The sequence below is a fragment of the Aquamicrobium lusatiense genome (assembly GCF_014201615.1).
Lineage (GTDB): Bacteria > Pseudomonadota > Alphaproteobacteria > Rhizobiales > Rhizobiaceae > Mesorhizobium > Mesorhizobium lusatiense.
This window is the reverse complement of the sequence record NZ_JACHEU010000001.1, coordinates 2,775,765-2,798,862: the sequence shown is the minus strand read 5'-3', so window position 1 is coordinate 2,798,862 and position 23,098 is coordinate 2,775,765. Positions and strand designations below refer to the sequence as shown.

At 64.5% G+C, this 23,098-nt stretch carries 23 protein-coding genes and 1 tRNA gene; 9 read left to right on the top strand and 15 right to left on the bottom strand.

What is annotated here, in order from left to right; genetic code table 11:
- The first annotated feature begins 157 nt into the window (after window positions 1-157).
- From HNR59_RS13410 to ilvC, 3 genes are all read left to right on the top strand, one after another.
- Complete coding sequence (locus tag HNR59_RS13410) at window positions 158-1,426, top strand: FAD-dependent oxidoreductase (RefSeq protein WP_343060821.1); 1,269 nt, start codon at window positions 158-160, stop codon at window positions 1,424-1,426.
- A 335-nt stretch (window positions 1,427-1,761) separates the two neighbouring features.
- On the top strand, window positions 1,762-2,412 hold the full coding sequence (locus HNR59_RS13405; RefSeq protein ID WP_183830990.1) for a TetR/AcrR family transcriptional regulator: 651 nt from the start codon (window positions 1,762-1,764) through the stop codon (window positions 2,410-2,412).
- A 42-nt stretch (window positions 2,413-2,454) separates the two neighbouring features.
- Entirely contained in the window at window positions 2,455-3,474 is a 1,020-nt protein-coding gene (gene ilvC, locus HNR59_RS13400) for a ketol-acid reductoisomerase (RefSeq protein ID WP_183830988.1), read from the top strand.
- Between the two features lie 76 nt (window positions 3,475-3,550).
- Here ilvC and HNR59_RS13395 read toward each other — a convergent pair whose 3' ends face one another.
- Complete coding sequence (locus HNR59_RS13395) at window positions 3,551-4,063, bottom strand: BA14K family protein (RefSeq protein WP_183830986.1); 513 nt, start codon at window positions 4,061-4,063, stop codon at window positions 3,551-3,553.
- 162 nt (window positions 4,064-4,225) lie between these two features.
- Between HNR59_RS13395 and HNR59_RS13390 the strand changes: the two genes are divergently transcribed.
- Together HNR59_RS13390 and HNR59_RS13385 are read left to right on the top strand one after the other, a co-directional pair.
- A complete protein-coding gene (locus tag HNR59_RS13390) occupies window positions 4,226-5,341 on the top strand; it encodes an endonuclease/exonuclease/phosphatase family protein (RefSeq protein WP_183830984.1) in 1,116 nt (371 codons plus the stop codon).
- A 7-nt stretch (window positions 5,342-5,348) separates the two neighbouring features.
- On the top strand, window positions 5,349-6,062 hold the full coding sequence (locus HNR59_RS13385; protein ID WP_183830982.1) for a hypothetical protein: 714 nt from the start codon (window positions 5,349-5,351) through the stop codon (window positions 6,060-6,062).
- A 19-nt stretch (window positions 6,063-6,081) separates the two neighbouring features.
- On the opposite strand, the gene HNR59_RS13380 is transcribed toward HNR59_RS13385, so the two are convergent.
- From HNR59_RS13380 to HNR59_RS13370, 3 genes are read right to left on the bottom strand one after another with little or no spacing between them, the layout of a single operon-like run.
- Window positions 6,082-7,305: an ABC transporter permease gene (locus tag HNR59_RS13380; protein WP_183830979.1), complete on the bottom strand. Its 1,224-nt coding sequence runs from the start codon at window positions 7,303-7,305 to the stop codon at window positions 6,082-6,084.
- On the bottom strand, window positions 7,302-8,015 hold the full coding sequence (locus HNR59_RS13375; protein WP_183830977.1) for an ABC transporter ATP-binding protein: 714 nt from the start codon (window positions 8,013-8,015) through the stop codon (window positions 7,302-7,304). Before HNR59_RS13375 ends, HNR59_RS13380 begins: the two co-directional genes overlap by 4 nt.
- A gap of 4 nt (window positions 8,016-8,019) precedes the next feature.
- The gene (locus HNR59_RS13370; RefSeq protein ID WP_183830975.1) at window positions 8,020-9,318 is read right to left on the bottom strand and encodes an efflux RND transporter periplasmic adaptor subunit; all 1,299 of its coding nucleotides are present in this window, start codon (window positions 9,316-9,318) and stop codon (window positions 8,020-8,022) included.
- A gap of 115 nt (window positions 9,319-9,433) precedes the next feature.
- Between HNR59_RS13370 and HNR59_RS13365 the strand changes: the two genes are divergently transcribed.
- On the top strand, window positions 9,434-10,333 hold the full coding sequence (locus HNR59_RS13365; RefSeq protein ID WP_183830973.1) for a PhzF family phenazine biosynthesis protein: 900 nt from the start codon (window positions 9,434-9,436) through the stop codon (window positions 10,331-10,333).
- A 118-nt stretch (window positions 10,334-10,451) separates the two neighbouring features.
- Window positions 10,452-10,527, top strand: a tRNA-Lys gene (locus tag HNR59_RS13360).
- Between the two features lie 828 nt (window positions 10,528-11,355).
- On the opposite strand, the gene HNR59_RS13355 is transcribed toward HNR59_RS13360, so the two are convergent.
- Window positions 11,356-13,095, bottom strand: a complete 1,740-nt coding sequence (locus HNR59_RS13355; RefSeq protein WP_210307250.1) for a putative bifunctional diguanylate cyclase/phosphodiesterase — start codon at window positions 13,093-13,095, stop codon at window positions 11,356-11,358.
- 297 nt (window positions 13,096-13,392) lie between these two features.
- Here HNR59_RS13355 and HNR59_RS13350 point away from each other — a divergent pair, with 297 nt between their 5' ends.
- The gene (locus HNR59_RS13350) at window positions 13,393-13,935 is read left to right on the top strand and encodes a DUF2478 domain-containing protein (RefSeq protein ID WP_183830970.1); all 543 of its coding nucleotides are present in this window, start codon (window positions 13,393-13,395) and stop codon (window positions 13,933-13,935) included.
- A 3-nt stretch (window positions 13,936-13,938) separates the two neighbouring features.
- On the opposite strand, the gene cobT is transcribed toward HNR59_RS13350, so the two are convergent.
- The 7 genes from cobT to cbiE are packed head-to-tail and all read right to left on the bottom strand — an operon-like array spanning window position 13,939 to window position 20,215.
- Window positions 13,939-14,949 (bottom strand): nicotinate-nucleotide--dimethylbenzimidazole phosphoribosyltransferase, encoded by a 1,011-nt coding sequence (cobT, locus tag HNR59_RS13345; protein WP_183830967.1) that lies wholly within the window; start codon window positions 14,947-14,949, stop codon window positions 13,939-13,941.
- 24 nt (window positions 14,950-14,973) lie between these two features.
- On the bottom strand, window positions 14,974-15,729 hold the full coding sequence (gene cobS / locus HNR59_RS13340; protein WP_183830966.1) for an adenosylcobinamide-GDP ribazoletransferase: 756 nt from the start codon (window positions 15,727-15,729) through the stop codon (window positions 14,974-14,976).
- Entirely contained in the window at window positions 15,726-17,045 is a 1,320-nt protein-coding gene (locus HNR59_RS13335; protein ID WP_183830963.1) for a cobyrinic acid a,c-diamide synthase CobB, read from the bottom strand. Before HNR59_RS13335 ends, cobS begins: the two co-directional genes overlap by 4 nt.
- Window positions 17,042-17,848 carry a uroporphyrinogen-III C-methyltransferase gene (gene cobA / locus HNR59_RS13330; RefSeq protein WP_183830961.1) on the bottom strand — a complete coding sequence of 269 codons (807 nt, stop codon included), beginning with the start codon at window positions 17,846-17,848 and terminating at the stop codon, window positions 17,042-17,044. The genes HNR59_RS13335 and cobA overlap by 4 nt, the downstream gene beginning before the upstream one ends.
- Window positions 17,845-18,609, bottom strand: coding sequence for a precorrin-4 C(11)-methyltransferase (gene cobM / locus HNR59_RS13325; RefSeq protein WP_183830959.1), 765 nt, complete (start codon window positions 18,607-18,609; stop codon window positions 17,845-17,847). The genes cobA and cobM overlap by 4 nt, the downstream gene beginning before the upstream one ends.
- Entirely contained in the window at window positions 18,606-18,992 is a 387-nt protein-coding gene (locus HNR59_RS13320) for a cobalamin biosynthesis protein (RefSeq protein ID WP_183830957.1), read from the bottom strand. The genes cobM and HNR59_RS13320 overlap by 4 nt, the downstream gene beginning before the upstream one ends.
- Window positions 18,989-20,215, bottom strand: a complete 1,227-nt coding sequence (gene cbiE / locus HNR59_RS13315; protein WP_183830955.1) for a precorrin-6y C5,15-methyltransferase (decarboxylating) subunit CbiE — start codon at window positions 20,213-20,215, stop codon at window positions 18,989-18,991. Before cbiE ends, HNR59_RS13320 begins: the two co-directional genes overlap by 4 nt.
- Between cbiE and HNR59_RS13310 the strand changes: the two genes are divergently transcribed.
- A complete protein-coding gene (locus tag HNR59_RS13310; RefSeq protein ID WP_183830953.1) occupies window positions 20,214-20,975 on the top strand; it encodes a cobalt-precorrin-6A reductase in 762 nt (253 codons plus the stop codon). The genes cbiE and HNR59_RS13310 overlap by 2 nt on opposite strands.
- On the opposite strand, the gene HNR59_RS13305 is transcribed toward HNR59_RS13310, so the two are convergent.
- Genes HNR59_RS13305 through HNR59_RS13295 form a run of 3 tightly spaced genes read right to left on the bottom strand, consistent with a single transcriptional unit; the run spans window position 20,942 to window position 23,096 of the window.
- Window positions 20,942-21,703: a precorrin-3B C(17)-methyltransferase gene (locus HNR59_RS13305; protein ID WP_183830950.1), complete on the bottom strand. Its 762-nt coding sequence runs from the start codon at window positions 21,701-21,703 to the stop codon at window positions 20,942-20,944. The genes HNR59_RS13310 and HNR59_RS13305 overlap by 34 nt on opposite strands.
- The gene (locus HNR59_RS13300; RefSeq protein WP_343060819.1) at window positions 21,700-22,467 is read right to left on the bottom strand and encodes a precorrin-2 C(20)-methyltransferase; all 768 of its coding nucleotides are present in this window, start codon (window positions 22,465-22,467) and stop codon (window positions 21,700-21,702) included. Before HNR59_RS13300 ends, HNR59_RS13305 begins: the two co-directional genes overlap by 4 nt.
- Window positions 22,464-23,096, bottom strand: a complete 633-nt coding sequence (locus HNR59_RS13295) for a precorrin-8X methylmutase (RefSeq protein ID WP_183830946.1) — start codon at window positions 23,094-23,096, stop codon at window positions 22,464-22,466. The genes HNR59_RS13300 and HNR59_RS13295 overlap by 4 nt, the downstream gene beginning before the upstream one ends.
- Window positions 23,097-23,098: the final 2 nt, after the last annotated feature.

Here is a 23,098-nt window from a genome sequence, read left to right as displayed (position 1 = left end):
ACCGGGCGACGCGGCAATGCGCCGCCTGGTTTCGTTTCTGGCATGGTTGTGGCGGTGCAGGGCTTTGTTGTATCCCGCATGAGGGGGACGCAACCGCAGACGCATGATCCGGCAAACTACGGTGCGGAACGGCATTGCCGGACAAAGCAGGTCTGACGTGCAGCCAAAATTATCGATCGCCATTGCAGGCGCGGGACCGGCCGGTCTTGCCGCGGCACTCTATCTCCACCGCGCCGGGCACAGGATCACCATATTCGAGCGTTTCGAAAATCCGGCTCCGGTCGGCTCGGGGCTTATCCTGCAACCGACCGGGCTTACCGTTCTGGACAACCTTGGATTGCTGGGCGACATCATGGCGCTTGGCAGCCGCATCGACCGGCTGCACGGCACGGATGCGCGCTCCGGGCGCACGGTGCTGGATGTCCGCTACCGGGCCCTGCCGGGCGGCCGCTTCGGGGTGGCGGTGCATCGCGCCGCACTCTTCGGCGTGCTCTACCGCGCGGTTCTGCGCGAGGGCATCGCCATCGAGACGGGCGTCGAGATCGATTCCCTCGATGCGGGCGAGGCGGCAACGCTGATCGATGACAAGGCGCGCGGGCTCGGATCGTTCGATCTGGTGATCGACGCCAGCGGCACACGCTCCCGTCTGCGACGCCATGCCGATGTTCCTGTCGAGCCGCATCCGCTGGCCTATGGCGCGTTCTGGGCGTCGCTGGGCTGGCGCGGAGACGGGTTCGACGAACATGCGCTGCTGCAACGCTATGACCGGGCGCGGGTGATGATCGGCGTGCTGCCCATCGGCCGCGCCGAACCGGGCGGAGAGCGGATGGCGGCGTTTTTCTGGAGCCTGAAGCCGGACGACGCGGCCCGCGTTCAGAGCGAGGGCCTTGAGGATTGGAAAGCCCGCGTGGTCGGCTACTGGCCGCAATGCGCTGCCTATGTCGACCAGATAGACAGTTTCGACCAGCTTTCGCTGGCACGCTATGGCCACCACACGCTGCCGGTTCCGGCAGGGCGGCGGCTGGCCGTCATCGGCGATGCCGCCCATTCCACAAGCCCGCAACTGGGGCAGGGGGCCAACATGGCGCTTCTCGATGCGGCGGCGCTGGCCCATGCGCTGAAACAGAACGCAACTATCGAGGATGCGCTCGCCGCCTATGCGCGGACGCGGCGCTGGCACATCCGCAGCTTCCAGACATTGTCGCGCGTGTTCACGCCGTTCTACCAGTCGGACGGCTGGCTGCTGCCCTTCATGCGTGACAGCGTGGTGGCGACCACGGCGAAGATTCCGCCGTCGCCGCGCATTCTCGCCGCGCTCGTGGCGGGGACCATCATCGATCCGCTGCGCAGGATCGGCCTCAGCGAGACGGACTGGCATCAGGCCACAGCAACGCCGGCGCGGCCTGTTGCTACGATCGCGGAGTGAGCCGCCGGTCCGCCGTCGTATGAAATCCCGGCTTTGATGTGCGGCTTTTCAGGCACCTTTGGCAGTTCCGGCAAAAGCGCGAGGCGGCTTTGCGTCCGGGATTTTATCGAGAAAAAAGATTGGAGCGTTTCCGGGGTTCGGGGAAATGCACAAATGATCCAAGGGATGTTTTTTCAAAAGATCAGCCCTGCGTGAAAAGACCCTCTTGTCTTCCCGATGGTGATCGGGCATAGCAGGAACCGTAACGTACGGTACGGCATCTGAAGATGCGGCCGGCCGATTGGGGGAAGGGCGCGGGCAGGGCTTTTGCTGCCAAGCGATGAGCGGACGACAACGTGGTTCAGGCGTACGAACAGGAGGAAGTGCAGAAGCTCACGGAGCGTCAGAAAGACATTCTGGATGCGGCTCTGCGCCTGCTGGTCGAAGACGGCGACAATCTCACCATGGCTGCCGTGGCGCGCCGGGCGAGATGCTCCAAGGAAAGCCTCTACAAATGGTTCGGCGACCGCGACGGGCTGCTCACCGCGACCGTGCGCTGGCAGGCTTCCAAGGTGCGCGTGGTGCCCGTCGATCAGGGCAGGCCGGACCTGGTGTCGCTCACCGAAAGCCTGGAAAGCTATGCGCGCGACTGGCTGAAGGTGATTTCGAGCGATACTTCCGTGGCGCTCAACCGGGTTGCGATCAGCCATGCAGGCTCAGGCCGCGACAAGCTTGGCGAGATCGTGCTGCAGAACGGCCGTTTCGCGCTTGCCGCGCGGCTGAAGCCGGTGCTCGACGCCGGCAAGCGGGCCGGGCTTCTTGTGTTCGAGGATGCGGAAACCGCGTTCAGGACGTTTTTCGGGCTGGTCGCGCGCGATGTGCAGATCCGGCTTCTGCTCGGCGACTGGCCGGGCATGACGGAGGCGGCGATCGAGGAAGACGCGGCGCGCGCCACCAAACAGTTTCTTGCCCTGCACGGGGCCGGGAAGGGTCAACAGGCCAACTAATCCACACGACAGGTCAATACAGGAACGGGAAGGACTTTTATCATGCGTGTCTATTACGATCGCGACGCTGATCTGAACCTCATCAAGGGCAAGAAGGTTGCCATCATCGGCTACGGCTCGCAGGGCCGCGCCCATGCGCTGAACCTCAAGGATTCCGGCGTGAAGGACATCGCCATCGGCCTGAAGGCCGGCTCGGCGACCGCCAAGAAGGTCGAGGCCGACGGCCTCAAGGTGATGACCGTTGCCGAAGTCGCCAAGTGGGCCGACCTGATGATGATGGCTGCTCCCGACGAGCTGCAGGCCGACATCTACAACAGCGAGATCGCCCCGAATATCCGCGACGGCGCAGCGATTGCCTTTGCGCACGGCCTCAACGTGCATTTCGGCCTGATCGAGCCGAAGTCGTCCGTCGACGTCATCATGGTTGCGCCCAAGGGCCCCGGCCACACCGTTCGCGGTGAATACCAGAAGGGCGGCGGCGTGCCGTGCCTGGTCGCCGTGCATCAGGATGCCAGCGGAAACGCGCTCGACCTCGGCCTGTCCTACGCCTGCGGCGTTGGCGGCGGCCGCTCGGGCATCATCGAGACCAACTTCCGCGAAGAGTGCGAGACCGACCTGTTCGGTGAGCAGGCAGTTCTGTGCGGCGGCGTGGTCGAGCTGATCCGCACCGGTTTCGAGGTTCTGGTCGAGGCCGGCTATGCGCCGGAAATGGCCTATTTCGAATGCCTGCACGAGATGAAGCTGATCGTCGATCTCATCTACGAGGGCGGCATCGCCAACATGAACTACTCGATCTCGAACACGGCCGAGTGGGGTGAGTATGTGTCGGGTCCGCGCGTCATCACCGCCGAGACCAAGGAAGAGATGAAGCGCATCCTGAAGGACATCCAGAGCGGCCGCTTCACCAGCGAGTGGATGCAGGAATACCGTTCCGGCGGTGCGCGCTTCAAGGCAACCCGTCGTCTGGCCGATGAGCACCAGATCGAAGAGGTCGGCGCCAAGCTGCGCGGCATGATGCCGTGGATCTCCAAGAACAAGCTGGTCGACAAGGAAAAGAACTAAGTTTACCGCACCGGAAAAACGAAAGGCCGGCGATGATCATCGCCGGCCTTTTTCCATTTACGGGCAGGGAAAAGGTTCAGCCGTAGGGCGACCGGCACTGACGGCGCGGCCCGTTATAGGGCTGGAAGGTGTTGTCCGAGGCCCGGTAGGAGCGATAGCGATCATAGCACCAGCGCACATGCGCGTTGCCGGACGGCCGATAGTAGCGCCGTGGCTCGGTGTAGTAGCGATAGGCTGGCGCACCCAGTCCGAGACCGAGATAGAAGCCAGACCCGCCGTAATGAGGCCGGTAGTAATGGTGCCGCGGCGGCCGTGGACGGTGCCAGTTGCCGCCATGCTGCGGCGGTCGCCAGTGTGAACCACCCGGACGTTGCGGCCGGTTCCAGTTGCCGGATGGCCGGTTTCCGTGATGAGGAGGCCTGCGCCAGCGTTCGTCGCGAATTTTGGTGACGTCCTGAGCAGCACTTGCCGCAGGTGCGGCGGGTGCATTTGCAGGCGGCGGACCGGCCATGGCCGGAACGGAAAGCATGCCGGCGAGACACAGTACGGTCAGTCCGGCCCTGAGCGGAGAGGATAGAAGCTTTTTCATGTGCCACTCCCGAGGATAGAGCAAGTTGCAGCGCCGGACGGTTCCGGCAATTGGCTGCAGCATGACGACTGGTCAATGAACGCAGGATGAACGGTGCGGGTTCCGTGAGGGCCATGTTTCTGTGCTTGTCTTTGAGGCGACTTGCAGGCAATTGTCGCTGCCATGTCTTTGCGCCTTGCCACCTTCAATGTCGAAAACCTGATGAACAGGTTCGATTTCTCCGGTTTCCGCAATCAGCTCAATCAGGACAGGACGCTGGCCCTGTTCGAGATCAAGAGCGAGGCGGAATACCGCGCACTGGAACAGGCGCGCGCCATCGCCCATTCGGATGATACGCGCCAGCTTACTGCCCTTGCCATCGCGGCGACCCGCGCCGACATCATCTGCATGCAGGAGGTGGACAATATCGAGGCGCTGAAGGCGTTCGAATATGGCTATCTTTTCAAGATGGTGGGGCAGGGATATCGCCAGAAGTACACCACGTCCGGCAATGATTCGCGCGGCATCGATGTCGCGCTGATGATGCGGGACGAGACCGCGCACGGCCAGCCGATCGAGTTCGTGCGCATGACCAGCCATGCCCATCTCACCTATGGCGAGCTTGGCCTGCACACGCCGGAACTGGCAGCGCTGGGTCAGGAGCCGCACGAGCGTATCTTCCGCCGCGATTGTCTTGAAATCGACCTCAAAATCGGCGGCAAGCCGCTGACGCTCTATCTGGTCCATTTCAAATCCATGGGAGGAGCGCCGCGCAACGGCATGGACGGGCGGCAGGCAACCATGCCGATCCGCTTTGCCGAAGCCCGTGCCGTTCGCCACATCATCGAACAGCGTTTCGGCCGGGATCGCGCGACAGACAAGCGCTGGGCGATCTGCGGCGACATGAACGATTACCGGCAGCGCGTGGTGATCGAAGGCGACGGGCCCACCGACTATCGCTTCGAAGTGCGTGATGAGGCTGTTTCCTGCCTCGATGCTCTTCTTCACGACGGGTTTTGCGAGAATGTCGTCGAGCGCCGTCCCGAGATGGATCGCTGGACGCTCTATCACACGCGCGGACCGCAGGAGCGGCATCTTTGCCAGCTCGACTACATCCTTTTGTCGCGCTCGCTTGCGGAGGAAAATGCAGGCGCTGTGCCGGATATCATCCGTAACGGCCAGCCATATCGCACTCCTTTCCCATCGGGACAGGAGGTCAGCCATTTTCCGCGCGTTGGCTGGGACCGGCCCAAGGCTTCCGATCACTGCCCGGTGGCAGTGACGCTGGACATCGTGTGAGGCGGCGGTGAGCTTCAACCTGCCTGCGAACGTGATCCTGCCTGTCGACAGCATCGACGTGCGACTGGACCCCGCGCCGCACCCGTTCGAGCGTGACAATGCCGAGGCGATCGCGGCCGGCTGGCTGGAGCATCAGGCTGGCAATCCCGCCCTGTTCGACGGAACGATGGTTCTGCTGTCGTCGCTGACCTATGACCGCGGGGTGCTGGCGGGCGTCTGTCATGAAGTGCGCTATTCGACCTTCCTGCACTGGCGCCGCCATCCGCAGACGCCCGGCGCGCATCATGCCTTCGCGCACGCCATGCCGGTATCCGGCGACGGCGCGCTGGTGGCGATCCGCATGGCGCCGCATACGCTGAATGCCGGCAAGGTCTATTTCGCGGCCGGCTCGTTCGAGCCCATCGATTTTGTTGACGGCCAGGTCGATATGCATCGCAACATGGCCCGCGAGGTCATGGAAGAAACCGGGCTCGACCTCGATGCCGCCGTGCCCGAAGCGCGTCATCATCTGATCTCGACGCCGGGCGGCGTGGTGATTTTCCGCCGTTACCGGTTTTCACAGTCAGCCGATGAGATCGCCGCTCAGGTTCAGGCCCATATCGCCGCCGATCCCGAGCCCGAAATCAGCGAGGCTGTTCTCATCCGTGACGCTTCCACGCATCCGGCGGGGATGATGAGCTACATGCCGGCACTCGTCGGCTGGCATTTCGCCAGCGCCTGAGTTTTCGGTTCGCCTGACCTCATTCGTGCCTGAGCGCGTCGATGGGGTCGAGGCGGGCGCCGCGCAGGGCGGGGAAGAAGCCGAACACCATGCCGATCAGTGCCGAAAAGCCCACTGCCAGCACGATCACGGCAGCGCTTGGCGCAAACGGGATCGATAGCGCGAAAGCCGCGCCGCCGGCCAGTGACAGACCAATCAGGATTCCGATGATGCCGCCGAGCAGCGACAGAACCGTCGCCTCGACCAGAAACTGGATGAGGATGTGCTTTTCCTGCGCGCCGATGGCGAGCCTGATGCCGATCTCGCGCGTTCGCTCCGTCACCGACACGAGCATGATGTTCATGATGCCGATGCCGCCGACCAGCAGGCTGACGCCCGCAACCGCGCCCAGCATGCCGGTCATGGTGGCGCTGGCGCTGGCCATGGTGTCGGCGATCTGTGTCATGTCGCGTACGCCGAAATCGTCCTCGCCATCGGGGGGAATGCGGCGCACGTCACGCAAGATGTTTTCGATGCGCGTCTGCAACTCGCTGGTCTGCACCGAATCTTCGGCTGAAACATAGATGTTGTCGATGTTGCGGTTGCCGGCGATGCGGCGCTGGAAGGCCACCAGCGGCATCAGCACCACGTTGTCCTGATCCTGCCCGAATCCCGTATAGCCCTTCGGCTCCAGGAGGCCGATGACCTTGCAGGCGGAGCGGTTCACGCGGATCAGTTCGCCGTCAGGATCGCCCGCGCCGAAGAACTGCTGGCGCACCGTTTCGCCAATCAGGCACACGCCCGCGCCATTGCGGGTTTCCTGCTCGGTAAAGGGGCGGCCGGAGGCCAGCGTCCAGTTGCGGGCATCGAGAAAGGCGCTGTCGGTGCCGGTCACGGAAACGCTGAGGCTTTCCGTACCGTAGATGACCCGCACCTGCTTCTGTGAGGCTGCGGAAATGGCGCGCGCGCCGGTCAGGCGCGTGGACAGCGCGTCGAACTCCTTGGAGCCCAGCTTGCGCCGCTGGCCCCAGTCGGTCCCGCCGCCCGGACCGCCGGGACCGGCGGGGCGGCCTGGATGGACGACCAGCAGATTGGAGCCGAGCTGGGCGATGTCGGCCTTGACCTTCTCGGTCGTGCCCGAGCCGATGGTGAGCATGGCGATGACCGCGGCAACGCCGATGACGATGCCGAGCAGGGTGAGGAACGAGCGCAGCGCATTGCGGCGAACCGAGCGGAGCGCTAGGCGGATGGTCTCCCAGATCATGACGCTTTCCTCCGCACGGTGTTGCGCAGGTCTGCCGCCACCTTGCCGTCGAGGAAGTGGATGGTGCGGCCGGCATAGGCGGCGATGTCGGCTTCATGCGTGACCATGACGATGGTCAGGCCGTGATCCGAGTTGAGCTGTGTCATCAGTTCCATGATCTCGTGGCTGCGCGCCGTGTCGAGATTGCCGGTCGGTTCGTCGGCGACCAGAAGGGTGGGGCGGGTGACGATGGCGCGCGCAATGGCCACACGCTGCTGCTGGCCGCCCGAAAGCTCGGCGGGCGTATGGTGCTCGCGGCCTTCCAGACCCACCTGTGCAAGCGCCTGCATGGCGAGGCTGCGCCTTTCCGCGGCGGCAACGCCGCGATAGATGAGCGGCAGTTCGACGTTTTCAGCCGCCGTGGTACGGGCCAGCAAATTGTAGCCCTGAAAGACGAAGCCGATATAGAGGCTGCGCAGCAGGGCGCGGCGGTTACGGTCCAGCCTGCCGGCATCCACGTCCATGAAGGAGTAGGTGCCTTCAGAGGGCGTATCGAGGCAGCCGATGATGTTCATCGATGTCGATTTGCCCGATCCGGAGGGGCCCATGATCGACACGAACTCACCTTTTTCGATGGTGAGATCGACGCCGGCGAGCGCGTTGACCCGCGCTTCGCCTTCGCCATAGGTCTTCCAGACCTTGTCGAAATGGATGAGCGATGAGGCGGCCATGGCGCTAGCCCCGCTGTTGCTGGCCGGTAATCACCAGATCGCCTTCGGAGAGGCCCGACAGAATTTCCGTCAGTTCACCATTGGTCGAGCCGACATGCACGCGCACCGGTTGCGGTTCGCCATTCTTCAGCACATAGAGCGTGCGGCTGCCGTCGGCTTCGCGCTGGCGGCCCTGCTGCTGTCCACGACGTTCGCGCGGAGGCTGCATGCGGCCGGTGAGCATCGAAAGCGCGCTCCAGTCGCTGCCACTCTGCTGGGCGGAAGGCCGGTAACGGAAGGCGGTGGTGGGAACGGTGAGCGCGTCCTTTGCATGTCTCGTCACCACGGTGACGGTGGCCGTCATGCCCGGGCGCAGCAGGAGTTCATCGTTTTCGACCTCCAGCCTGGCATCATAGGTCACGACGCCGTCCGTGGTGACGGAGGCATAGGAAATGTCGCGGATGGTGGCGTCGAAGCGGCGCTCGGGAAAGGCATCGACCGAAAAGCGCGACTGCTGGCCGGCTTTCACCGTGCCGATGTCGGCCTCGTCTATGGCGGCCTTGAGCTCCATCTTCTTCAGATCGGCGGCAAGCACGAACAGCACCGGGGCCTGAAGCGAGGAGGCAACGGTCTGGCCCGGATCGACCGACCGGGTCAGCACAATACCGCTGATCGGCGCATAGATGGTGCTCTTTGCCAGATCGGTCTGCTGTGCCTTGAGATCGGCCTGTGCGATGGCGAGGTTGGCCTCTGCGCTGTCGAGCGCGGCTTTTGCCCGGTCGCGGGTGGCGGTTGCCGCTTCCAGCGCCTGCGCGGTCGCCATACCGCGTCTGGTCAGCGCCTCGGCCCTCACCAGCGCCTGTTCGCTTTCCTTCAGGGTGACGGCTGCGTCATCCACCTTCGCTTCGGCTGCCTTGGCGGATGCCTTGGCGCGGTCGATCTGCACTTCGAGCTTGGAGGTGTCGAGCGTTGCCAGAACATCGCCCTGCTTCACTTCCTGATTCTCGGCGACCGCGACGGAGCGGATGATGCCGGAAAGCTCGCTCGAAATATCGACCTGTGTGAGGGGTTGGAGGGTGCCGGTGGCCGAAACCTCAAGCACGAGGTCGGAACGGGCAGCCGGCTGGGTTGCATATTCGATGCGGGCAGGGGAGGCGGAGAAATAGCTGTAGCCGGCAAAGGCGGCTGCCACCGCCGCGATGCCGAGCACAACATAGCCCAGCCGGCGGCGGGACGGCTTTGCCGCACCCTTGCCGGTGAGACCAAGACTGGCCTCGATCGCGTTTTCCGATTCCGCCCTGGGCGGATTGACAAACTGGTCCACGCCGGACCCCTATATTAGAAGTAATGTCCCTTACCGAACACACATCAGGTGTCAGAGCCTGAAATTCAAATTAAATTTCGCTCATGTTTCGCCATCTGGCGCAGGAAATCCGGCAATGCAGGCTCGCAGATATCTGGTCTATGATGTGTTTACAGAAGAGGCCCTCGGCGGCAATCCGCTGGCGATCGTGCTCGATTGCGAGGGGCTGGACGAGCGTGCGATGCTACGCATTGCACGCGAGTTCAATCTCTCGGAGACAGTGTTCGTCCTGCCCGCCGAACAGGCGCGGCACCGGGCGAAAATCCGGATTTTCACGCCCCATTATGAAATGCCCTTTGCCGGGCATCCGACTGTCGGCACGGCGGTCGCGCTGGCAAGGGAGAGCGGCGAGGGCGCCAGCATTTTCGTTCTCGAAGAGAATATCGGCCCGGTAAGATGCGCAGTTTCGCATGACGGCCAGTTCGCCGAGTTCGATCTGCCGAAACTTCCCGAACGAATCGAGGCTGCGATGACGCCGGAAGCCGTGGGGGCGGCGCTGGGCCTCGCGCCGCATGAGATGGGGTTCGAGAATCACCGCCTGTCCTGCTGGAGCGCCGGCGTTCCCTATGTGATGGTGCCGGTGGCCGGACTGAAAGAGGCGGCGAAGGCCCGTATCGATTCGCAGCTTTGGGCGGAGATTGCGCCCCTCAAGAGTGAAACCGCCTATGCCAGCGCGTATGTCTATTGCCGCGAAACGGTCCGCCATGACAGTGCTTTCCATGTGCGCATGTTCGTTGCCGGCAATCCTTCCTATGAAGACCCGGCAACGGGTTCGGCCGCCGCCGCATTTGCCGGAACGATCATGCATTTCGACGGTCCCGGCGAGGGCATGTCGCCCTTGTGGATAGAGCAGGGGCTGGAAATGGAACGCCCCTCCCGAATCCGTCTGGAACTGGAGGTTCGCAAGGGCCAGCTCGCGGCCGCCCGTATTGGCGGTTACGCTGTCAAAACCGCTGAAGGGCGGCTTTTCGTTTAGCTGCCTGATCTTTTTTTCACATGTGCGAATGTTTTCTCAGCGAAATATCAGGACAGGGGTAGACAGGCCTCATGGCGGCAGCTATATGCCCGCCAACGTTGGTTTTCCCAACGCCCGTGGGTGATTAGCTCAGTCGGTAGAGCAGCTGACTCTTAATCAGCGGGTCGTAGGTTCGATCCCTACATCACCCACCATTTTCAATTATTTAGCGGACATGTCGCCGGGGTCATTTTACAGATGGCCTGATTTTTTGCACTTTACGCCTGTGTCGTTCCGGCTCCGATCATCTCGCACCATGCTCTCGAATGGCCGGACATCTCCGCTATATGCTCTATGTCTGAGGTGCCCGTCCGGGTTCGGTCTGATGACTTAAAATGGCATGCATGCCGGATCCCTCGTCCCATCGATGCTTCGGATCGCCAGCGGCTATCCAACTAGACGACCGGAGCATGGGAATCGCCGCTTGGGCGATGCCGTTCGGGCCTTTGCCCAAACGGACGAGGTGCCCGACGGGCGGCGCGAGAGATCGAACACCATCACGTCGATAAACGAGAAGGCAGGTGTGCTCGCTACAGAGATTCGGAGCCTGCGCTATGTCCTGAACAATGAGGCGCCGTTTGCGCCTGTCAGGATAGCTATCAGAATCCACATCAGGACGAGGCCGCCAACTATCCAGCAGACGATGACAATCGTCTCTGATCTGCGCGAATTTTCTTGTCGGAGCGGTTGCCTAGTCGCTTCAGTAGAAGCGCGATCGGTAGTCTCCCCACTCAGGGGGTGATCCATTTAACCGGGTACTCACAGCGATGAAACTTGGCGTGTTTACCAAACTATTTCATGATTGTCACGATGCGTGAAGTGGGCTGGCGTGCAGTCCAGTCCTGAAGGACAGAATGCCCTCTCTGCAGCGTTGCCGAATGTTTCCACAACACAGGCCATGGTGCCAGAAGCGCGCTCCGTCGATCGGGCGGGTATTTCCAGCATGACCCGTTCGGATCTTCCTGCCGATGGGGCGGCAGGCTTCAGCTTGCGGCGGCGTGGCGCTGCATGCGGTCTCTCGCATAGGATTTCAGGCTGGTCATCATGAAAGGCAGATGCAGCAGGTTGCAGGCCTTGGCGAAATACCATCCCTGCAGGCTGTCGCAGCCCAGTTGAGTCAGGATTTGAACCTGATGTTCAGTCTCGACACCTTCGGCCGTGACTGCCTTGCCCATTCCATGCGCAATGTCGATGACACCGCGAACAATCGCGAGATCGGCGCTGCTCGTGCCCAGATTCGATATGAAGCTGCGGTCGATCTTCACGCGGTCGATCGGCATGTGCCGCAGATGAGACAGGGAGGCAAAGCCGGTGCCGAAATCGTCGAGGGCAATCTCGACACCCGCCGAATGGAGGCGATGCAGGCGGCCCTCAAGCTGTTGGAAGTCGCGTCCGAGAAAGACACCTTCGGTGACCTCGATGCAGAATTTTTGCGGTGGCAGGCCCGTCTCTTCGACAAGCTCGAAAAAGCGGTCGACGAATGCATCGGAGCGGAAGTCGGCATTGGTCACATTGATGGCCACCCGGCGGAGCGGCAGGGACATTTCCTGCATTTTCTGCATGTCGGCGAAGACCTGCTCCAGAACGAACATGCCGAGAGCGGCCATAAGGCCGGGATCGTTCATTTCAGACAGGAATGCACCCGGCGCCAGATGGCCGTGCTGCGGATGTTCCCAGCGCAAAAGCCCTTCCAGTGCCGGGTCGAGCAGTTGATTGGTTGCGATGATGGGCTGATAGAACAGCCGGAACTGGCCTTGCGCGAGGCCGGTCTCGAATGCGTGGATCAGCTCGCTTTTGCGCAGGGCCACCTCGCGCAAACGCGGCACGAAGAACTGGACACGGTCGCGGCCCAGTTCCTTTGCCCGATAAAGCGAGAGGTCGCTTGCCTTGAACAGTTCGTCGAGCGAACCGGCCTGATCCGGGAAGGTCGCAATGCCGATGCTGGCCGAGCAGCGCCGAACCACGGGGCCAAGATTGACGGGCTGGCGCAGGCAGGACAGCACCTTGCCGGTGATCTCATGCACCTGCCTGTCGTCAAGGCCGGTCATGACGATGCCGAACTCGTCGCCGCCGAGGCGCGCAACGAAAACGTCTTCGCTGGTCAGTTCGCAAAGCCGGCCGCTGACGACGCGCAGAAGCTCGTCTCCCACGTCGTGGCCGAAGGTATCGTTGATTTCCTTGAAGGAATCGATGTCGAGAAGAGCGAGATGGACCTTGTTGGCATAGCTGGCGACGTGATTGGCGATAACCGTCTCCAGATACTCCTGAAAGCGGCGCCGGTTGGCGATGCCTGTCAGCGCGTCGATGTTGACGATGTAGCGCAGTTTCTCGTCGGCGCTGTGGCGCGCGGTGATATCAAAGCGGATGGCGGTGTAGCTGTCGACCTTGCCGGCCGAATTCACATGCGGCACGATGGTCGTGTCGACCCAGTAATGGGTTCCGTCCTTGCGCCGGTTGCAGATCTCGCCCTGCCACACCTGACCAGCAGCGATGCGCCGGTACATCTGGCGGAAGAATTTCCTGTCATGAATTCCGGAGTGAAGCATGCGATGGTTGGAGCCGACCAGTTCATTCCGCGCATAGCCTGAGATTTCGCAGAACTTGTTGTTGGCGAAGGTGATCGTGCCGCGCACATCGGTGATGGCAACGATGGCGGCGCTGTCGAGCGCGTAGCGTATGAATTCCATCTCCGACGGAAACGGCCGAATGCTGGATTTCTTCATCTGCGATGTCATGTACGCTGTTGCCCAGGATATTTCGCCCGCCGTGCCCGATGCGCGGCAGGTGATGCCCAAATCCCCTGTGCCGAGTTCTAGGAAAGCCGGGTTAAATTTTAGGAACCTCCGGCCCGTCAGTTGCTGCCGGCAAGCGAAAACGAGACCGTGATTTCCCTTATCCGCCTTTAAACAGTTTCAATTTGCCGGATCATTGCCTAACCCATGCGACACCCTGTCATCTAAACAGGGTTGATCGAGGCCACGTCCAACCTCATGATCACGGCTGTTACAGAGCAGGTGCGCATGGCCCAGAATGCAATTGCAGCGATCCTAAGCGCCGAAACGGCGCCCATTCAGGCCTTGTTCCTGAACGCGGTGGCGCGGTGGCGTGCCGCCGGGCTGGCGGTTTGCGGTCTCATCGAAGAGTCGGACGGCCCCGCGGAAAGCCGATGCAGCGCCGGTTCGCTGCGCAATCTGGTCACCGGCGAACGCTTCGCCATGTATCTCGATGAGCCGCCCGCGCACACCTCCTGCCACCTCGACGAGCTTGGCGTGACCGCCGCAGGCGAAAGCGTGCTCGACCAGATCGCCGGCAGCGACGTGGTGGTGCTGAGCAAGTTCGGCAAGGTGGAGGCTGTGGGCAGCGGGCTGTTCTGCGCCTTCGAGGCTGCGGGTGCTCTGGGCAAGCCGGTCATCACCTCCGTCGCGCCCAAGCACAGCTATCCATGGGAGCGCTTTGCGCCCACCGCCACGATGATAAGGGCGCAGCAGGCCGAGATCGACGGCTGGTGGAAATCCATCGCTCCGGCAGTGCTCAGGCAGGGCCTGGCGGCCTCAGGGCGATAAGGCTCAGCTTTCCGAAACCCCGGCCTCGGCGAAGCTTGCCATGCGGGCGTGGCATTCCAGCGCCGAGCGCAGGATGTTGACCGCGAGGCAGGCCCCCGAGCCTTCGCCCAGCCGCATGCCGAGATCGAGCAGGGGAGCCAGTGCGAGCGCTTCGAGCAGGCGCTGGTGCCCGGCTTCGGCCGACACATGCGCGGCCAGCGTGTGGGCAAGCCCCTGCGGGTGGAGGCGGGTCAGCGGCGCGACCGCTGCCGTGCACACGAAGCCGTCCAGCAGAACCGGCACGTTGCGGTGGCGGGCAGCCAGCGTCGCGCCAAGAATGGCGGCAAGTTCGCGGCCGCCGAGGGCTGCTGCGGCTTTCAGCGGGTCGGCGATGATCGCGCCGTGGCGTTTCAGTCCGGCCTCGATGGCCGCTACCTTGCGGCCGAGCCCGGCATCGTCCACGCCGGTTCCGCGGCCGGTCCAGCCCTGCACATCGCCGCCGAAGAGGGCTGTGGCTATGGCCGCGGCCGGTGTCGTGTTGCCGATGCCCATCTCGCCGAAGCAGACCAGATCTAGGTTTTCGTCCACGGCATCATAACCGGTTGAGACGGCGGCCAGAAATGCCGCCTCATCCATGGCGGGTTCCCGCGTGAAATCGCCTGTCGGCCGGTCGAGGTCGAGCGGGATGACGTCCAGCTCGGCATCCGCCACGCGGGCAAGCTGGTTGATCGCCGCGCCGCCATTGGCGAAGTTCGCCACCATCTGAACCGTCACTTCCGCCGGATAGGCGGAAACGCCCTGTGCGGTCACGCCATGATTGCCGGCGAAGACGATGACCTTGACCCGGTCGAGCTTCGGCATGTCGCGACCCTGCCAACAGGCCAGCCAGCCGGCGATGTCCTCAAGCCGGCCGAGGCTTCCGCGCGGCTTGGTGAGTACCTGCTGATGCTGAGCCGCCATACTTCGTGCTTCCTCGTTGCCGGCCGGCAGGGAGAGGCAGGCAATGCGCAATTCTTCGAGCGATTTAAAAGGCATGTGGCGGGGGGCTCCGAAAATGATTCAGGAAAGGACGGCGCTGGCAACCAGAAGCACGGCGATTTCGCCGAGCTGCTGCAACGCGCCGGCGGTATCGCCCGTCTGCCCGCCGATCTGACGGCGGCAGAGCGCGGCAAAGCCGGCAAGCAGGGCAATGAGAAGGAGGATTGCGAAAAGGGCGGCGCCGGGGCCGAGGGCTAAGAGCGTCACGGCACCGATGATGGCACCGATCAGTGCTGTTTCCCGCGAAACCGTTCCGGCGGCGGCCGAGAGGCCATCCGCGCGCGCCGGCGGCAGAACATGCATCAGGGCAGCGGGCAGGGCGCGCGAGACGCAATGGGCGGCGATGAGGGCGGCGAATACCTGCGCTGGCCCGGCGAGAGCGGCCAGTGCGCTCCAGCGCAACAGCAGGGAGATGATCAAAGCGGCAGTGCCGTAGGAGCCGATGCGGCTGTCGCGCATGATTTCCAGCTTGCGCTCGCGGGTCGACCCGCCGCCGAAACCGTCCGCTACGTCCGAGAGACCGTCCTCATGCAGGCAACCGGTGGCGAGCAGCGCTACGGCAAGGGCAATCGCAGCAGCGGGGCCGGGGGGCAGGCCGAGCCAGACGCCGGACGCGTAGGCGGCTGCGGAGATGAATGCTACCGCTAGTCCGGTGACGGGTGCCGCCCAGATGGCGTCGGCAAGCTGCCGGTCGCGGAAGTCGAGATGCGGCAGCGGCAGTCGCGTGAAGAAGGCGACGCAGAGCGCGACATCGAGCGGCTCGAGCCTTTTTCTCATGCTTCCGCCCGCGCAATAGCATGGAAAAAGGAGCCGCTGACATGGCCACGCCGTCCTCCGGCGGACCCGAGCGGATTGCCCTGACCGTCGGCGAGTTCGGCGAGCGGATCGTCATTACCCGCAGCGACCACCCGCGCATAGTGGAATTCATGACCGCGAATGGTGTCGCCGGCGCGTCCGAGCGGGCAATTAGCCAGAAGGCGCGCCTGCCGGTAGCCGAGGTTCATCTTGCGTCTGGCGAAGCTGGTGGCATGGCCGAGCAGGCCGAGCATCTTGTGGGTGGCGCCGTCGGCATCCTCCAGAACCTCGCCCAGAACCATGTAGCCGCCGCACTCGCCATGCACCGGCTTCTGCGCCGCAAACGCCGACATCCTGCTGCGGAAATTTCCCGCGGCAGCCAGCGCCCCGGCATGGAGTTCGGGATAGCCGCCGGGCAGCCAGCAGACATCGCAATCGGGTGCCGGTCCCTCGTCGGCCAGCGGCGAGAAGGGCACGATTTCCGCGCCCGCGTCGCGCCAATGGCGGGCGACATGTGGATAGAGAAACGTGAAGGCGCGATCCTGCGCCAGCGCGATGCGTTGTCCGGGCGGGGGCAGGGCACAGATGAAATCACCTGTCTGCGGGGCGAGCGGTGCTGCGAGTTCGATCACCCTGTCGAGGTCGATGGAGCGTTCGGCCATGTCGGCCATGCGGTCGATGAAGGCGATCAGATCGTCATGCTCGCCGGCCTGTACCAGCCCCAGATGGCGCTCGGGCATGGTCAGGGTTGGGTCGCGTTCAATGGCGCCAACCACTGGCAGGCCGATCGCCTCCACCGCTTCGGCGCACAGACGGCGGTGCCGCTCGCTGCCCAGCCGGTTCAGCACGACGCCGGCGATGCGCACTTCGGGCCGGTAGATGGCGAAGCCCTTCGCCACAGCTGCGACCGTGGTGGACTGGCCGGAGACGTCAAGCACCAGCAGCGTCGGAATGCCGTAAAGCGCTGCCAGATCAGAGGCGGCACCGGAGCGGCCGGGCGTGCCGGGAATGCCGTCGAACAGGCCCATGGCGCTCTCCAGAACGACGATGTCGGCATCGTCTGCCGCGCGCCCGGCAAGGGCGTTGAGCAGCGACGGCGCCATCGCCCAGCTGTCGAGATTGACGCCGGCGAGGCCGGTTGCGGCTTCGTGAAAGCCGGGGTCGATGTAGTCCGGGCCGGACTTGGCGCCGCGCACCCGCAGGCCGCGCCGGGCCAGCGCCCGCAGCAGGCCGATGGTGACGCTGGTCTTGCCCGCGCCCGAGCGCGGCGCGCCGACGATGATGGCGCGCGCCGTCATGGCCTGCCCGCCAGTTGCCCGCGCAGCGCCACGATATGACCGACAACGATAAGCGCCGGGGAAACGACATTTTCGCGTGCCGCTGCTTCCACCAGCGTGCCGAGCGTTGCGATCACGGTGCGCTCCTGCGCCAGCGTGGCGTTTTCGATAAGCGCTGCGGGCGTGTCGGGTGAAAGCCCGCCTGCCATCAGGTCGGCAACTGTCGCTTCCATATGGGTGAGGCCCATATATATGACGATGGGCTGGCCGGTGCGGGCAAGGGCCGCCCAGTCCGGCCGGTCATCGGAGACGGCAGCGAAGCCGGTGGCGAGGATGATCGCGCCATTGACGCCGCGCATGGTCGCGGGAATTCCGGCCGAGGTGAGCCCGCCGAAAGCGGAAGTTACGCCCGGCAGCACGCGGTAAGGGATGCCCGCATCCACCAGTGCGCGTGCTTCCTCGCCGCCGCGCCCGAACACATAGGGGTGGCCGCCCTTCAGTCGCACAACCTTGCGCCCTTCGCGGCCGAGCCTTACCAGCAGCGCGTTGATCTCCTCCTGCGGGATGGAGAGCCGCCCACCGCGCTTACCGACATGAAATTTCTCGGCCTGCGCGGCGATCGCGATGATTTCGGGCGATACCAGCGCGTCATGCACAAGCGCATCGGCCTGCGCCATCGCGCCCAGCACATCGAGCGTGAGCAGGCGCGGATCGCCGGGACCGGCTCCCGCCAGCCAGACATGGCCGGGTTCCAGCGCCTGCGGCTCGAAATCGAGACGGTTCAGCGCCGCGGCAAGGGCGGCTTTCGGCTTGTCGAGGCTCATGCGCCCTCCCGGCCGCGAAAGCGGCGCTGATACGCGGCATCGTAGAGCGCGCTTTCGGTAAAATCTCCGGCAGTCAGCGAGTGGCCGACGAAGATGATGGCGGAGCGCTCGATCGGGTCTTTGCCAAGCTCCTCAACGATGGTGGCCAGCGTTGCCCTGACGATGCGCTGTTGCGGCCATGAGGCGCGGAAGACGACCGCGACCGGGCAGTCAGCGCCGTAGTGCGGCGTCAGTTCCGCCACCACCTGCTCGATGGCATGGATGGCGAGGTGGATGGCAAGCGTCGAGCCGGTGCGGCCGAAGGCGCCCAGCGTTTCACCGGGCGGCATCTTCGAGGCGCGGCCGGAAATGCGGGTCAGCACAAGGCTTTGCGCCACTTCGGGAATGGTAAGCTCACGCCCGAGCGCGGCAGCGGCGGCTGCGAAGGAGGGCACGCCGGGGGTGAGCGTATAGGCAATGCCGGCGCGCTCCAGCCGGCGGATCTGCTCGGCCACCGCGCTCCAAACCGAAAGGTCTCCCGAATGCAGCCGTGCCACGTCCTGCCCGGCCGCGTGGGCGGCGCGATATTCGGCTTCGATCTCATCCAGCGACATCGGGGCGGTGTCGATGAGCTTCGTTTCCGGCCCGCAATGCTGAAGCAGTTCAGGCGAGACGACGGAGCCCGCGTAGAGGCACACCGGACAGGAGCCGAGCAGTTTTGCGCCGCGCAGGGTGATCAGGTCGGCAGCGCCCGGACCGGCGCCAATGAAATGAACAGTCATGGCGTGTCTCCATCGACCGCGATGGCGCAGGTGACCGGGCCATGGATGGTGCGGGGGCCGAGCAACCGCGACCTTTGACCTGTGGCGGCAAGCGCCGCCGTTTCCGATACGGAGGGGCTGCCGGTGGCGGCCATCGAGGCGGCAGATTTCGTCATGCTGCGCAGCGAAACCATCTGCAGGGCGGGACCGTCGACCAGAAAGACAGGCAGACGCAGCGCATGGCCGGCTTCGATGATCGCCTTTTCGCCTGCCTTCTGCTTGGCGGTAGCGAGGCCGGACAGCAGTTCGGGTGACAGGCCATAAGGTTCCAGTGCTGATTCCACCGCCGCAAGAACCTGTTCGCTCGAAACGCCCCTGCGGCAGCCTATGCCGGCAACGATCATGGTTTCTCCCAGCTCCATTGCGTAACCGGCATGGCCGGTTTCCAGCCGGTCATGGTGCCGACGGGTGCCGCGCGCGCGACGGAAATTCGGGTGAGCGTTCCGCCCAGTGCCGCATGGCGGGCGATCAGCAGCGCCTCCATTTCGAGCGTGACGGCATTGGCGACCAGACGCCCGCCGGGACGCAACGCCTGGATGGCTGCGTCGAGAACGCCCGGATCGGAGCCGCCGCCGCCGATGAAGATGGCATCCGGCGTTTCGAGACCGGCCAGTGCTGCCGGAGCCGCGCCGTGGGCGATTGTCAGGCCCGGCACGCCGAAGGCGGCGGCGTTGCGGGTGATGCGGGCGGCGCGCTCAGCGTCGGCTTCGATGGCGATGGCATGCAGAGAGGGGTGCGCCAGCATCCATTCGATGGCGACGGAGCCTGCGCCCGCGCCAATGTCCCACAACAGTTCGCCGCGCCGGGGGCTCAGCGCCGAAAGCGTCAGGGCACGAACCTCGCGCTTGGTGATCTGGCCGTCATGCTCGAACAGGTCGTCGGCGATACCGGGCGTGAGGGGCAAGATGCGCGCCTGCGGTATCGATTCAATTTCCAGCGCCAGCACGTTGAGTGGATTGATGTTTTCGAGGTCGAAGGATGCTGCGCGAGTGCTGCGGATACGCTCGTTCGGACCGCCCAGCGCTTCCAGAACGGTGATGCGTGACGGTCCGAAGCCGAGTTCGGCAAGCATCGCCGCGATTGCCGCCGGGGCTTCTCCATCCGAGGTCAGAGCGAGGATGCGCGCGCCGGGATGCAGCAGCGTGCGGATCAGGTCGATGGGACGACCATGCAGCGAGACGGTTTCGACGTCCTGCAAGGCCCAGCCCATGCGGGCAGCGGCGAGCGAGATGGAGGAAGGCGCGGGGATCGCGCGGATCTGTTCTGGCGGTATGACACGGGCAAGGTTGGTCCCGACGCCGTGAAAGAACGGATCGCCGGATGCCAGCACGCAGACATTGCGGCCGGCAAGGGCCGTCACCGCGCTCATGGCCGCGTCGAACGGTTTCGGCCATTGGCGCGCTTCGCCCCCGATGAGGGCAGCGGCGAGTTCCAGATGCCGGGCGCCGCCAAACACGAATTCTGCTGCGGCGATCGCATGCTTGGCCTCGTCGCCGAGACCGGATATGCCGTCTTCACCAATGCCGACGATGGTGAGCCACGGGCGGGAAGGAGCCTCAGCCGACATGCGCATCCTCATTCTGGGCGGAACGACGGAAGCGCGGCAGGCTGCGGAAAAGCTTGCGGCCGTGCGGGAACTCGACGTCCAGCTCTCGCTGGCCGGGCGCACCGAAAACCCGGTTCGCCAGCCGGTGCCGGTGCGTGTGGGCGGCTTCGGCGGTGCGGAGGGGCTGGCGCGCCACCTGGCCGAACAGCGGATCGAGCTGCTGATCGACGCCACCCACCCTTATGCGGCGCGGATTTCCGCCAATGCGGCCAAGGCTGCGTGGGAGGCGGGTGTCACGATACTGGCGCTGCGTCGTCCGGGCTGGGAGCAGCGGGAGGGCGACCGCTGGACCTTTGCGGACGGTGTGGCGGATGCGGTGCGGGCGCTCGGGCGCGCGCCGCGCCGCGTGTTCCTGAGCATAGGCCGGCAGGAGGTGGGTGCCTTCGCGGCCGCCTTGCAGCATTTTTACCTCATCCGCAGCGTCGATCCTGTCGAGCCGCCGCTGGCGGTTCCCGATGTGCGCTACATTCTGGCGCGCGGACCGTTCGGCGAAGAGGCCGAGCGTGCATTGCTGACGGAAAACCGCATCGATTCGCTCGTCTCGAAGGACAGCGGCGGCGCGGCCAGCTACGGTAAGATCGCGGCGGCGCGGGCGCTCGGCATCGAGGTGATCATGATCCGCCGGCCGGAACTGCCGCAGGTGCCGTCCGCTTCCAGCGTCGGGGAACTGGTCGCGATGACCTGTACTCATTTCGGCCTCGTCGCGGCTCGCGGCGTGTAGACCAGTGCTGGCCTGTCGCTGCGCCTGATGATGCGCGTCTCTGTCGAGCCGACGATGATGCAGGTGGCCATGTCGGCCATTTCCGGTTTCGCGTCGGCCAGCAGGCAGACTTCGATGCGCTCGTCCGGCCGGCCGGCGGCGCGGCCGAAAATGACCGGCACCGTGCCGGGCAGGATGGCCGCCAGCGCCTCGAATGCGCGGCCGAGCTGCCAGGGGCGCGATTTGCTAATCGGGTTGTAGAGGGCGACGACGAAGCCGGCGCCGGCCGCCGCCAGCAGGCGCAGCTCGATCAGGTCCCATGGCTTCAGGTTGTCCGACAGCGAGATAGCGCAGAAATCGTGGCCGAGCGGCGCGCCGATGCGGGCCGCAACCGCCAGCATGGCGGTGATGCCGGGCACGATCTCGATGTCGAGCGCCTTCCAAGCCTCCGGGCCGGATTCGATCGCTTCGCACACGGCTGCGGCCATGGCGAAGACACCGGGATCGCCGCCCGACACGACGGCGACGCTGTGGCCTTCGACAGCCTTTTCCAGCGCTTCCTTAGCGCGCGCCAGTTCCTCGCGATTGTCGGAGGCGATGCGGGTCTGGTCGGGGCGCAGGTCGAGCCGGTCGACATAGGGCTTGTAGCCGTAGAATAAGGTGGCTTGCGCGACGGCGCGGCTGGCTTCCGGCGTCACCTGCGCTTCATTGCCGGGGCCGAGCCCGATGATGGCGAGGCGGCCGCTCATACCACCACTCCCGAGGCGCGCTCGCCCGGCCGGTTTTCCCAGCCCGCAACGAGGATGATGCTGAAATAGGGAGCGGCATCGTCAGGCTTTTCGGCAAGGCGCATGGACGCGCCATTGGCCATGGTGCCGCGCTCGACATAGATCGCTTTTTCGAGCCGGTTGGAGGCGGCAAGCGCGCGCCTGATCTTGGGCAGGTTGCGTCCCACCTTCATGATCACGGCGGCGTCGGTGTCGGCAAGGCGGCGTGCAAGTTCGGCCTCGCCCATGGTGCCGGGCAGAACGGTCAGCACATCGTCGCCCTGCACGATGGGCTGGCCGGTCGCCGACCAGCACCCCGACATGGCGGTGACGCCGGGGATGACTTCCGTGGGAAAGCGATGGGCAAGGCGCACATGCAGATGCATGTAGGAGCCGTAGAACAGCGGATCGCCCTCCGACAGTACGGCGACCGTGCGGCCGGCCGAAATGTGTGCGGCCACCTTTGCCGCCGACTCCTCGTAGAAGGCGAGGATCTGCGCCTTGTAGTCGGCATGGTCCTTGTCGATCTCGGTTGTGACTGGGTAATGCAGCGGCAGCTCCACCGTGTCCGGCCTGATATGGCCTTCGACGATGGCGCGCGCATTGCCGATGGAGTTGCGCTTGGCGAAATGGGATACGACATCGGCTTCGGCCAGCGCGCGCACTGCTTTCAGCGTCAGCAATTCGGGATCGCCGGGGCCGGTGCCGACGCCGATGAGACGGCCGGTGGTTACGGGCGCGCTCACAGGCCGGGCCTTGCCAGCGCGTTGAGGCATGCGGCTGTCATGGCGCTGCCGCCAAGCCTGCCGCGCACGATGGCGAAGGGAACGCCATAGGAGTTTTCGGCCAGCGCGTCCTTGGATTCGGCTGCGCCGACGAAGCCGACCGGCATGCCGATGATAGCGGCTGGTTTCGGTGCGCCGTCGCGCAGTTTTTCGAGCAGATAGAAAAGGGCGGTCGGGGCATTGCCGACGGCGACGACCGCGCCCGCCATGCGCTCGCCCCACAAGTCGAGTGCGGCGGCGGAGCGCGTGTTGCCGATAGATGCGGCGATTTCGGCCGTACGCGGGTCGCGCAGCGTGCAAATCACTTCGTTTTCGGCGGGAAGGCGGGCGCGGGTGACGCCGCGTGCCACCATCTCGGCATCGCAGAAGATGGGTGCGCCGGCTGCAAGTGCGGCGCGCGCCGCGTCCACGAAGCCGGTTCCGAAGACGAACTGCCGTGCCGCTTCGATGTCGCCGCAGGCATGGATCATGCGGATGGCGACATCGGCTTCCGGCGGCGAAAAGCGTGACAGGTCCGCCTCGGCGCGGATGATGGCGAAGGAGCGCTCATAGATGGCGTTGCCGTCGCGTATGTAGTCGTAGGCGGTCATTC

Coding starts and splice junctions, on each gene's coding strand:
- cobT (WP_183830967.1), bottom strand. CDS start 14,949: ATGCCTTTTAAATCGCTCGAAGAATTGCGCATTGCCTGCCTCTCCCTG.
- cobS (WP_183830966.1), bottom strand. CDS start 15,729: ATGAGAAAAAGGCTCGAGCCGCTCGATGTCGCGCTCTGCGTCGCCTTC.
- HNR59_RS13380 (WP_183830979.1), bottom strand. CDS start 7,305: ATGATCTGGGAGACCATCCGCCTAGCGCTCCGCTCGGTTCGCCGCAAT.
- HNR59_RS13395 (WP_183830986.1), bottom strand. CDS start 4,063: ATGAAAAAGCTTCTATCCTCTCCGCTCAGGGCCGGACTGACCGTACTG.
- HNR59_RS13355 (WP_210307250.1), bottom strand. CDS start 13,095: ATGAAGAAATCCAGCATTCGGCCGTTTCCGTCGGAGATGGAATTCATA.
- HNR59_RS13320 (WP_183830957.1), bottom strand. CDS start 18,992: ATGATCGTTGCCGGCATAGGCTGCCGCAGGGGCGTTTCGAGCGAACAG.
- HNR59_RS13390 (WP_183830984.1), top strand. CDS start 4,226: ATGTCTTTGCGCCTTGCCACCTTCAATGTCGAAAACCTGATGAACAGG.
- HNR59_RS13305 (WP_183830950.1), bottom strand. CDS start 21,703: ATGAGCGGCCGCCTCGCCATCATCGGGCTCGGCCCCGGCAATGAAGCG.
- HNR59_RS13365 (WP_183830973.1), top strand. CDS start 9,434: ATGCAGGCTCGCAGATATCTGGTCTATGATGTGTTTACAGAAGAGGCC.
- HNR59_RS13335 (WP_183830963.1), bottom strand. CDS start 17,045: ATGACGGCGCGCGCCATCATCGTCGGCGCGCCGCGCTCGGGCGCGGGC.
- HNR59_RS13350 (WP_183830970.1), top strand. CDS start 13,393: ATGGCCCAGAATGCAATTGCAGCGATCCTAAGCGCCGAAACGGCGCCC.
- HNR59_RS13310 (WP_183830953.1), top strand. CDS start 20,214: ATGCGCATCCTCATTCTGGGCGGAACGACGGAAGCGCGGCAGGCTGCG.
- HNR59_RS13375 (WP_183830977.1), bottom strand. CDS start 8,015: ATGGCCGCCTCATCGCTCATCCATTTCGACAAGGTCTGGAAGACCTAT.
- HNR59_RS13295 (WP_183830946.1), bottom strand. CDS start 23,096: ATGACCGCCTACGACTACATACGCGACGGCAACGCCATCTATGAGCGC.
- cbiE (WP_183830955.1), bottom strand. CDS start 20,215: ATGTCGGCTGAGGCTCCTTCCCGCCCGTGGCTCACCATCGTCGGCATT.
- cobM (WP_183830959.1), bottom strand. CDS start 18,609: ATGACTGTTCATTTCATTGGCGCCGGTCCGGGCGCTGCCGACCTGATC.
- cobA (WP_183830961.1), bottom strand. CDS start 17,848: ATGAGCCTCGACAAGCCGAAAGCCGCCCTTGCCGCGGCGCTGAACCGT.
- ilvC (WP_183830988.1), top strand. CDS start 2,455: ATGCGTGTCTATTACGATCGCGACGCTGATCTGAACCTCATCAAGGGC.